General features: G+C 67.9%; 11 protein-coding genes and 3 tRNA genes. 11 read left to right on the forward strand and 3 right to left on the reverse strand.

Going from position 1 to position 8,985, the window contains the following annotated elements; translation table 11 throughout:
- Positions 1-97: 97 nt before the first annotated feature.
- Complete coding sequence (gene ppa, locus NQ160_RS13290) at positions 98-631, forward strand: inorganic diphosphatase (RefSeq protein ID WP_257495379.1); 534 nt, start codon at positions 98-100, stop codon at positions 629-631.
- A gap of 53 nt (positions 632-684) precedes the next feature.
- Here ppa and NQ160_RS13295 read toward each other — a convergent pair whose 3' ends face one another.
- Positions 685-2,115 carry a peptidoglycan DD-metalloendopeptidase family protein gene (locus NQ160_RS13295; RefSeq protein ID WP_257515699.1) on the reverse strand — a complete coding sequence of 477 codons (1,431 nt, stop codon included), beginning with the start codon at positions 2,113-2,115 and terminating at the stop codon, positions 685-687.
- Between the two features lie 249 nt (positions 2,116-2,364).
- On the opposite strand from NQ160_RS13295, the gene NQ160_RS13300 reads away from it, so the two are divergent.
- The 6 genes from NQ160_RS13300 (at position 2,365) to NQ160_RS13325 (ending at position 5,177) form a co-directional block, all read left to right on the forward strand.
- Positions 2,365-2,437 (forward strand) — tRNA-Glu (locus NQ160_RS13300).
- Between the two features lie 21 nt (positions 2,438-2,458).
- Positions 2,459-2,532: transfer RNA gene (locus NQ160_RS13305), tRNA-Asp, on the forward strand.
- 68 nt (positions 2,533-2,600) lie between these two features.
- A tRNA-Phe gene (locus NQ160_RS13310) sits at positions 2,601-2,673 on the forward strand.
- A gap of 118 nt (positions 2,674-2,791) precedes the next feature.
- Entirely contained in the window at positions 2,792-3,418 is a 627-nt protein-coding gene (locus NQ160_RS13315; protein WP_257515700.1) for a class I SAM-dependent methyltransferase, read from the forward strand.
- Positions 3,419-3,702: 284 nt separating this feature from the next.
- Positions 3,703-4,752, forward strand: a complete 1,050-nt coding sequence (locus tag NQ160_RS13320) for a DUF6226 family protein (protein ID WP_257515701.1) — start codon at positions 3,703-3,705, stop codon at positions 4,750-4,752.
- Complete coding sequence (locus NQ160_RS13325) at positions 4,749-5,177, forward strand: TM2 domain-containing protein (RefSeq protein ID WP_257515702.1); 429 nt, start codon at positions 4,749-4,751, stop codon at positions 5,175-5,177. Before NQ160_RS13320 ends, NQ160_RS13325 begins: the two co-directional genes overlap by 4 nt.
- Here NQ160_RS13325 and NQ160_RS13330 read toward each other — a convergent pair.
- Both NQ160_RS13330 and NQ160_RS13335 read right to left on the reverse strand, forming a co-directional pair.
- Complete coding sequence (locus NQ160_RS13330; RefSeq protein WP_257515703.1) at positions 5,164-5,535, reverse strand: VOC family protein; 372 nt, start codon at positions 5,533-5,535, stop codon at positions 5,164-5,166. The two genes, NQ160_RS13325 and NQ160_RS13330, sit on opposite strands and share 14 nt — an antisense overlap.
- Before the next feature lie 20 nt (positions 5,536-5,555).
- On the reverse strand, positions 5,556-5,837 hold the full coding sequence (locus NQ160_RS13335; RefSeq protein ID WP_257515704.1) for an ArsR/SmtB family transcription factor: 282 nt from the start codon (positions 5,835-5,837) through the stop codon (positions 5,556-5,558).
- 213 nt (positions 5,838-6,050) lie between these two features.
- Between NQ160_RS13335 and NQ160_RS13340 the strand changes: the two genes are divergently transcribed.
- The 4 genes from NQ160_RS13340 to NQ160_RS13355 all read left to right on the forward strand — a co-directional run bounded on the left by NQ160_RS13340 (position 6,051) and on the right by NQ160_RS13355 (position 8,980).
- Positions 6,051-6,251, forward strand: a complete 201-nt coding sequence (locus NQ160_RS13340; protein ID WP_257515705.1) for a hypothetical protein — start codon at positions 6,051-6,053, stop codon at positions 6,249-6,251.
- Positions 6,252-6,413: 162 nt separating this feature from the next.
- Positions 6,414-7,505 (forward strand): polysaccharide deacetylase family protein, encoded by a 1,092-nt coding sequence (locus tag NQ160_RS13345; protein ID WP_257515706.1) that lies wholly within the window; start codon positions 6,414-6,416, stop codon positions 7,503-7,505.
- Positions 7,506-7,549: 44 nt separating this feature from the next.
- A complete protein-coding gene (locus NQ160_RS13350) occupies positions 7,550-8,677 on the forward strand; it encodes a glycosyltransferase (protein ID WP_257515707.1) in 1,128 nt (375 codons plus the stop codon).
- 42 nt (positions 8,678-8,719) lie between these two features.
- The gene (locus tag NQ160_RS13355) at positions 8,720-8,980 is read left to right on the forward strand and encodes a glutaredoxin family protein (RefSeq protein ID WP_257515708.1); all 261 of its coding nucleotides are present in this window, start codon (positions 8,720-8,722) and stop codon (positions 8,978-8,980) included.
- Positions 8,981-8,985 lie beyond the last annotated feature (5 nt).

The raw sequence follows: 8,985 nt of genomic DNA on the forward strand, positions 1-8,985 counted from the left end.
GCAGCCGCCGAACACCCCGGTCCACCGGAGTTATGGTGCGAACGCCGCCCGACTAGGCTGGTCGCCGCATCCCACCCACGTCTGAAGGAGCACCAGTATGGGCGCGTACGACGCCGTCATCGAGATCCCCCGCGGCAGCCGCGTGAAGTACGAGGTCGACCACGGCACCGGCCGCGTGTACCTCGACCGCGTGCTGTTCACGCCGATGGGCTACCCGGCCAACTACGGGTTCTTCGAGAACACGCTCGGCGAGGACGGCGACCCGCTCGACGTGCTGGTGCTGCTCGACCGCGACCTGTTCCCCGGCGTCATGGCGCGCGTGCGTCCCGTCGGCGTGCTCAAGATGAGCGACGAGGCCGGCGGTGACGACAAGGTCGTCGCCGTGATCGCCAAGGACCCCCGCTGGGACCACGTGCAGGACGTGTCCGACCTCGACGAGTGGACCAAGGGCGAGATCAACCACTTCTTCGAGCACTACAAGGACCTCGAGCCCGGCAAGTGGGTCAAGGTCGACGAATGGGCGGATGCCGCCGAGGCCGAGCGCCTGGTCAGCGAGGCTTTCGACCGCTTCCGCGACCACGACGAGCAGACCCGCACCCAGGGTGAGGGCGAAGCTCCCAAGACCGTCTGACGACGGCAGTCTTCACGAAGGGCGGGTGCTGCGGCATCCGCCCTTCGTCGTTGCTAGACCGAGACGCCGTGGTCGCGCAGGTACGGAGCGGGATCGATGCGCGTGCCGTTGCGGTACACCTCGAAGTGCAGGTGGCATCCGTTTGACGCGCCGGTGTTGCCCGCGTAGGCGATGACCTGGCCGGCCGAGACGCGCTGACCCCAGCCGACGGCGTAGCCACCGGGCCGGATGTGCGCGTAGCCGGTGACGATGCCGCCGCCGTGGTCGATCTTGACGTAGTTGCCCCACGTGCCACTCTCGGCGGCGAAGACGACGGTTCCGGCGGCCGCGGCGTAGATGTACGCTCCGCAGCCGTTGGCGAAGTCGATGCCACGGTGGCCGCTGCCGCTGCAGTATCCGTTGGAGCAGATGGTGCCGCGGTTGCCGAACCACGAGCTGATCCAGCCGCCGTGCGGGCGCACCCAGCCCTGGCCGCCGCCAGAACCGCCGCCGCCGCCGGAGCCGCCACCACCACCGCCACCGCCGCCGCCACCACCGCCGCCGCTGGCCGGAGGCCGGGCCGCGTTCTCACGGGCGATGCGGTCGGCTTCTTCCTGGGCGCGGCGCGCGGCCTCTTCCCTGGCCTTGCGCTCGCGCTCCTCGCGAGCACGACGCTCGGCTTCGACGCCGGCCTGGTAGCCCGCCACGGTCTGCGCGGTGGTGTCCTTGAGCGCGGCGAGCTGCGCCTGCAGCGTGCCGAGGTGCTCGGTCTGAGCGGCGAGGGCCGCCTGGGCCGCCTCGGCCGCTGCCTGAGCCTCGACCATCTTGGCCTCGGCTTCACGCTTCAGCTCATCGCGGGCGTCACGGGCGACGGATGCCTGGTCGCTCAGGCTCTGCGCGTTGTCGCGGGCGCTGACCGCGTCGGTGTAGACGGCCTGGTTGGCGGCGAGGAGCTTGTCCATCGTGCCGAGTCGCGCCAGCAGATCGTCGGCGGTCGCGGCGGAACCCGAGAAGAACAGCTCCAGCGAGGTGTCGTCGCCCCCGTTGCGGTAGAGCTGGGATGCGACCCGTCCGGCCTTCTGCGCGGCCTCGAGCGCGCGGGCCTCTTCGGCGTCGGCCTGAGCCTGCAGCGATTCGGCGCGGTCGACCGCTGCCTCGTACGCCTCCTGCGCGGCCTGGTACTCGAACCCCAGACGCTCTGCTTCTGCCTGCTTGTTGGCGACGTCGGTGGTCAGGTCGTTGATGAGCTGCTCGATGCGGGCGACCTCGGCGTTCTTGGACGCCTCGTTCGCCTTGGCCCGCTGCACGTCGTCCCACGAGGGGTATCCGGCTATGGCGAACGCGACCGGCGCGAACGGAGCGGCGAGAGCGCCCGCAGCCACGAGACCGAACGCGCCGACGGTGAGCGCGCCACGCCGGGTGACGCCGCCCGCGAAGGCGCGCTGCTCCGCAGGAGTCGGCGCGCAACCGCACTCTTCGGGGTCGTCGATGCGCGTGAACCGCACGCGGCACCTCATCTCTTCGCCAGATCGGGGGGAGTCGAAGACGTCTTCACAGTAGCAACATCAGTCACATCCGCAACGGTTTTCTCAGGCATCGCCGCCCGGTCGTCGCGCACATCCTCGCGCCCATCGTGCCGTCTCAACAGCCCTCCGACGAGTACGGCGCGCCCTCGATTGGCGTTTTGGCCAACCAGTGCATATGCTTGAGCGTCGGTAAGCGTGAGCACCGGGTTCGTCCCACAGGGTTCACTCGGCCCCATCGTTTAGCGGCCTAGGACGCCGCCCTTTCACGGCGGTAGCACGGGTTCGAATCCCGTTGGGGTCACACCTACAATTGAATATGCATGGCCCTGTAGCGCAGTTGGTTAGCGTGCCGCCCTGTCACGGCGGAGGTCGCGGGTTCAAGTCCCGTCAGGGTCGCTCCACAGCGACGGGCCCTTTTTCGAGAGGGCCCTTCGCGTCGGACGCGGCGAGCATCACAGCCGCGCGGCTCTGTAGCTCAGTTGGTAGAGCGCACGACTGAAAATCGTGAGGTCACGGGATCGACGCCCGTCGGAGCCACACGGGTGATCATTACAGTCACCCTAGAAACCCTCGCCTAGCTTCTACATGGCGGGGGTTTCGCTTTTCCCTGGTCAGCGACACTTCCACTCCCTGCGGCCCTCGGTAGCCTCGCTATGTGACGGACGTAATCACCGAGTACTCGGCTCGCGCTTCGGAGTATGCGGACGTCGTCGGTTCGATGAGTGCGGTGCACCCCAGCGACCGTCATCTCGTAGAAGCGTGGGCAGAGTCGGCAGCCGGTCGCGTTCTGGACGCGGGGTGCGGCCCGGGACACTGGACGAACCATCTCGCAAGCCTCGGCGTGGACGTGCACGGCATAGATCTCGTCCCGGAGTTCATCGACCATGCCCGAGCCACCTACCCCGCGGCGCGCTTTGACCTCGGAAGCATCGACGCAATTGACGAGCCGGACAGCGCCCTCGACGGCATCCTGTCCTGGTTCTCCACCATCCACCACGAACCGTCACAGATCACGACGCCGCTCGCGGAGTTCGCCCGGACCCTTCGCCCCGGCGGCACACTCCTACTCGGCTACTTCCATGGCGGTAGCGTCGAGGCCTTCGATCATGCTGTGGTCCGCGCCTATCGGTGGCCGACCCACCATCTGCACGCGGCTCTCGAGGCGGTCGGTTTCGAGATCATCGAAACCCATCAGCGAGCCGAGCGGGGCCGCCGACCCGTGGGAGCGATCCTCTGCGAGCTGCCCACTTCGGAACTCGCCCGAGCCCACACGGGTCACTGACGGCGCCCGAGGGCTTCAGGGCTCCTCACGCCAGTATCGCCATCATCGGAGCCGCATCGTCCGACAATGCCGACGCCATTGTTTGGACACGTGATGTGCGTCTTATGGAATGCTCATCACGAGGCACGGGCCTGTGCCCTCCAAGCGTTCGCAAGAAGGCGGTCGCGTAAGTGGCAGAGAGCATCTTTCCCGCACCGGTGCGGGCACTGCCTGAGCCGACCTCGTCTACAGCCACGCTGGTCTGGCCCCGCTCCGAACCTCCGGCTCCGGCTCCGGTCCGGTTCGTGGAAGGGTTCGAGCAGTTCGCGTCCTACATGCAGGAAGAGGGCTCGGATCCTGCAGTATTCGCAGCCGACCTTTCGGCGCTTTGGGGGTTTCTCGCCGACCACCCTGCCGTGTTGGAGTCACCAGAGCTGGCAGAGTCGGCGGCGCGTTTCGTGGGGAACGTGATCTCAGTGGTGCATCCGGCGGCGACATGGCGCGTGACGCCCGAGCTCGAGGTGGGAACGTCAACCCGATCCATCCCGGTGGCGGGGTTGGTGCGGATCATGGTGGAGCAGCCCGAACAGCTGGACGCGTTCACGGAGGAGCTGTCCTCGTGGCCTCAAGCAGACCAAGACGTTCAGGAGACGAACGCGCTCACGGCAAGCGGCTCGCAACCGGTTCTGCAGGTCCCACCCGTCCCCTTCACACGTCCGCCCTTCCCTGAAGAGGACTACCGGGATGCCGACGGACAGGTCATCAGGTACGGAACCCGGTGGGGGAACGGTGGGCCCCCGGAGGAGGCGTACTCGCGGCTCTCCCACCTAGGCCGGTTCGCGCCGTTGCTGCTGGACCTGGATGCCTTGATCGGGCATCTGCAGACCTGGTACCTCGTAGACGTCGACCGGAAGACCGTAGATCAGGAGACGCAACTGGTGCTGCGGCCTTCCACCGGAGCAACCGTGGCGATCACGGCGACGGTGGAGTCGGTGCGTATTCAAGGCGGTGCCCTGTTCCGCGCTGTGGCTCCGCAGTGTTCGTGCGACGCGTGCGACGAGTCGGCCGAGACGGCCGCCGATCACCTTGAAGACGTCTTGCTGGCTATTGCGGCCGGCGGACTCCGGGAGGTGTTCCCTGTCGGGCACCGGCGATGGCAACACACGCAACTGTGCACCCTCGAAGGCGAACGTCACTCGAGCAACGGCGAACCCGACCGCAACCTCACCCCGGACGAACTCGAGCACATCACCGCTGCGCTCCGAGAGCTCCATGACGGCTGGTGGCCGGCATGGACACTCCGCGCCGACCTCACCGAGCCACCTGCCCTCCCGACAGACAGGAACCCCACATGACGAACACAGAGCCCGCTGGCTTGCGCCCCGACTACATCGTGCTGCCCGTACGCGTCGCGCGCGGACCTAGGCACGTGTGGGTCGCATACGTGCTCGCCCTCCTGGGCGGCGCGGTGGGCCTGCACCGGTTCTACCTCCGCCGGTACCGCAGTGGCCTCACCCTGGGGCTTCTCTTGCTGGGCGGCTTCCTCACCATCTTCATCGGACAGATCATCGCCCACGTCATCTCCGATGGGGCAGCGCCCGGCGGGACCACCACATTCGCAGACGACGCGGTGATCCTGCTCTCGCTGCTGCCTCACATCGCGATTCTCGTGTGGGTGGTCGGGGACCTGTTCCGCATCCCGCGGATGACGCGCGAGGAGAACGCATTCGCAGCGCAACCCGTCGGCAGCGACCCCTCCGACGCGGTCATGCAGGGCTGACGAGCTGGATCAGATTGCCACACGTGTCATCGAGCACCGCGGTGCGCACCGGCCCCCCGGGCGTCGGCGGCTGGACGAACCGCACCCCGCGCGCGGTGAGTTCGGCGTAGGCGGCATCCACATCGTCGACCGCGAAGGACGCCGAGGGAATGCCCTGCTCGGCGAGCGCCTCCACATACGTTTTCGCGGCCGGGTTCTCATCGGGCTCCAGCAGCAACTCGACGCCATCAGGATGGTCGGCGTCAACCACCGTGAGCCACCGATACTCGCCCAGCGGAATGTCATTCTTCGTGACGAAACCCAGCACATCGGTATAGAACGCGAGCGCCTTCTCCTGGTCATCCACGAAAACGCTCATGACGTGCAGTCGTGCTTTCATCAGTCCGTCCCCCTTGTGTCGATTGGCCATCGCCGGGTGATTTCCCGCAACGGCGCGGTGTTCAGCCAGTGGAGTTTCGTGCGTCCCTCCCGTTCGGTGCTGATCAGGCCGCACTCCTCCAGCACTCCCAGGTGTTGAGATATGGCCTGTCGCGACGAGCCCGTGCCCGACTCGGCGAGCCGGCTGCAGATCTCGAACAGCGTGACACCGTCCCGACCGACCAACAGATCGAGGATCTGTCGGCGAGTCGCATCCGCGAGCGCCCGGTAGACGTCGGTCATTCGGTCAAGATATGCAAGTGTCGACTTGCATGTCAAGGGACCGATCGTTGATCGGCGAGTTCCGTAGATCAGTCGCGCCACCACTGACGGCCGCCGGGGTGGGCGCGCGAGGCCGGTGCACGGCACAGCACGCGCTCCCCCGCGCGAGGGAGATCGAAAACCTCCCCCATCAGGCGGATGCTGTGATCCTGCACCCTCCGTACGTTGGTACCCATGGACAACGAAACGAACCCCGAATCGACCGGAGGCGCAGCCAAGGGAACCGGCATCGGCATCGGCGTGGCCCTGGGCCTCGCGGTGGGCGCGGCGGTCGGCATCGCGGCCGACAACCTCGCCCTGTGGCTCGCGGTCGGCGTCGCCATCGGCATCTCGCTCGGCGCCGCCTTCGACGCCCGCGGGGGCCGGAGGAACTAGGCCCCGGTCGCTCCGCCGCCCGTCCGGGCAGCGCCGCCCGAACCCATAGGATCAACGCGAGTGCGTCGCCGGTGACGCGCGGCGAGGACGACGATGTCGGGATCGGGCAGTGCGGCACGCGGCGCGAGGCGGGCGCGACGGTCGCGGCGGCGCCTCTGGCCCTTGCTGCTGGTCGCGGCATCCGTCATCGCCGTCGTCACCGTCGTCGCCATCGCTCTCACCCTGCCCCGGACGGCCGACGCCAACGGCCCGGCGAAGCCGGCCGCAGAGACCCCGACCGCCGCGCCGACCCCGGCGCCACCGCCCCTCACGCCTGCCGAACAGCTGCTGGCCGGCACCGATGACGCGAACGCCTGTGCCCTCACCTTCTCCATCGACGGCGTCGAGGTTGACCCGGTCCTCGTCTCCCAGGGAGCGCTGTACGGCGCCCTGCCGATCCCCCGGCGCGACGACGCGGTGTTCGCCGGCTGGTACCCGACGGCGACGGATGCCGCGGCCTACACGACCGCCGCACGCGTCAACGGTGCGCTGCTCGCGACCTGCGCCGACCGGCAGCAGACCCTGTACGGCTCGTGGATGACCCACGAGCGCGTCGCCGCCGAGGACGCGGCGATCCCGATCCTGATGTACCACCAGTTCACGACGAACCCGGAGGGCGAGGACGACTGGCTGCGCCTGAACTATGCCTACATCGGCGACTTCGAAGCGCACATGGACTACCTCGCCAAGGGCGGCTTCTACCTGCCCACGTGGGACGAGCTGAGCGCCTTCATCGACGGCGCCCTGTTCCTGCCTGAACGGTCCGTCATCATCACCGACGACGACGCCCACCACACCTGGCTCGAGCTGGCCGCTCCCGTCGTCGAGGCCAGGGGGCTCCTGGCCACGTCTTTCGTCATCACGAAGTTCCGCTCCGAGCCGGCTCCGAACCCCTATGTACTGCAGCGCTCCCACACGCACGACATGCACGAGGCCGGTGCCGACGGTCAGGGACGCATCGTCAACTGGTCGCCGGAGCAGATCGCGGCCGATATGGCGGCATCCGCTCAGATCCTCGGTGCCGCGGAGGTCGTGGCGTACCCCTTCGGCCACTACAACGACACTGCCAAGGAGGGCCTGCGCCTCGCGGGGTTCGAGATGGCCCGCACCATCGAGCACGGCTACGTCAGGGCCGGCACCGACAAGCTCGCTCTTCCCTGCATTCGGATCAACTACGGCATGACGGTGGATGATCTCAGACGCCTCGTGGGGTGACGGGCTACCCTGAAAGACCCACCCGCCAGACGACAGGACGACCGATGGATCTGACGATCATCGTCCCGACCTATAACGAAGGTCCGAACGTCGTCGAACTGCTCGGCCGCATCGGTGAGGTCATGACCGGCCGGGACTTCGAGGTGCTGTTCGTCGACGACTCCACCGACGACACCCCCGCGGTCGTGCAAGCTGCCGCCGCGACAACGTCCTTCCCCGTGCGCCTGCTGCATCGGGACACGGCGACGGACGGCCTGGGCGGTGCGGTGCTCGAGGGGTTCGCCGCCGCCCGATCACCCTGGTGCCTGGTCATGGACGGCGATCTGCAGCATCCGCCCGAGACCATCCCCTCACTGCTCGACCGGGCCGCAGTCGGCGACGTCGACGTCGTGGTGGCATCGCGCTATGCCGCGGGCGGCACCTCGAAGGGCTTGGCGGATGCCACGCGCACGACGGTCTCGCGCGCCTCGAACCTGCTGACCAAGGCGATGTTCCCCCGCAAGCTCGCGGGATGCTCCGACCCGATGACGGGGTTCTTCCTGCTCAACCGCGACGCCATCGACATCAGGGCGCTGCATCCGCGCGGCTTCAAGATCCTGCTCGAAGTGCTCGCCCGCCGGCAGCTGCGCATCGCGGAGGTGCCGTTCAACTTCGCGCCGCGTCACGCCGGTGCGTCGAAGGCGTCGTTCACGCAGGGCATCCGCTTTCTCACGCAACTGACGATGCTGCGGTTCGGCCGCATGTCGGCCTTCGCCCTCGTCGGCGGGTTCGGCGCCGTCGCGAACCTCGTGATCATGTGGGGCCTCATGCGGCTCGGCGTCGAATACGTCGTGGCCGCCGTGATCGCGAGCGAAGTGACGATCATCGGCAACTTCCTGCTTCTGGAGTACCTCGTCTTCGCCGACATGCGGTCGGAGTCCGGGCTGATGCGCCATCGGTTCCTGAAGTCGTTCACCTTCAACAACGCCGAGGCGCTGATCCGCATCCCGGTGATGTGGCTGCTGGTGGAGGGCACCCATCTCTCCGCCGTGTTCGCCGCCGCGCTCACGCTGGTGGCGGCCTTCATCGTGCGCTTCGTGTTCCACGCACTCGTCGTCTACGCCCCGCGGCGCTCGCGCGCCGCTGCCGCCACGCGGGCCCGACAGGTCGTCGGACAGCACGCCGACCCCTGACCGTACGAGGCCGCGCACAGGGCGCGGCCGTAGGCTGGTGCCATGACCGACAAACCCGCCAACCTTACGATGTTCGGCGCCGACTGGTGCCGCGACTGCCGCCGCACGAAGGCCCAGCTCGACAACCTCGGCGTCGCTTACGAGTACATCGACCTCGAGGCCGAGCCCGCGGCCGCCGACATCGCGCGGGAGATCTCCGGACGCACGAACATCCCGGTCGTGGTGTACCCCGACGCGACGCATCACGTCGAGCCCGCCGACATCGACGTCGAGGCCAAGCTGCGGGAGCTCTCGCTCATCTGAGCCCT

Source organism: Microbacterium sp. zg.Y909 (genome assembly GCF_024626565.1).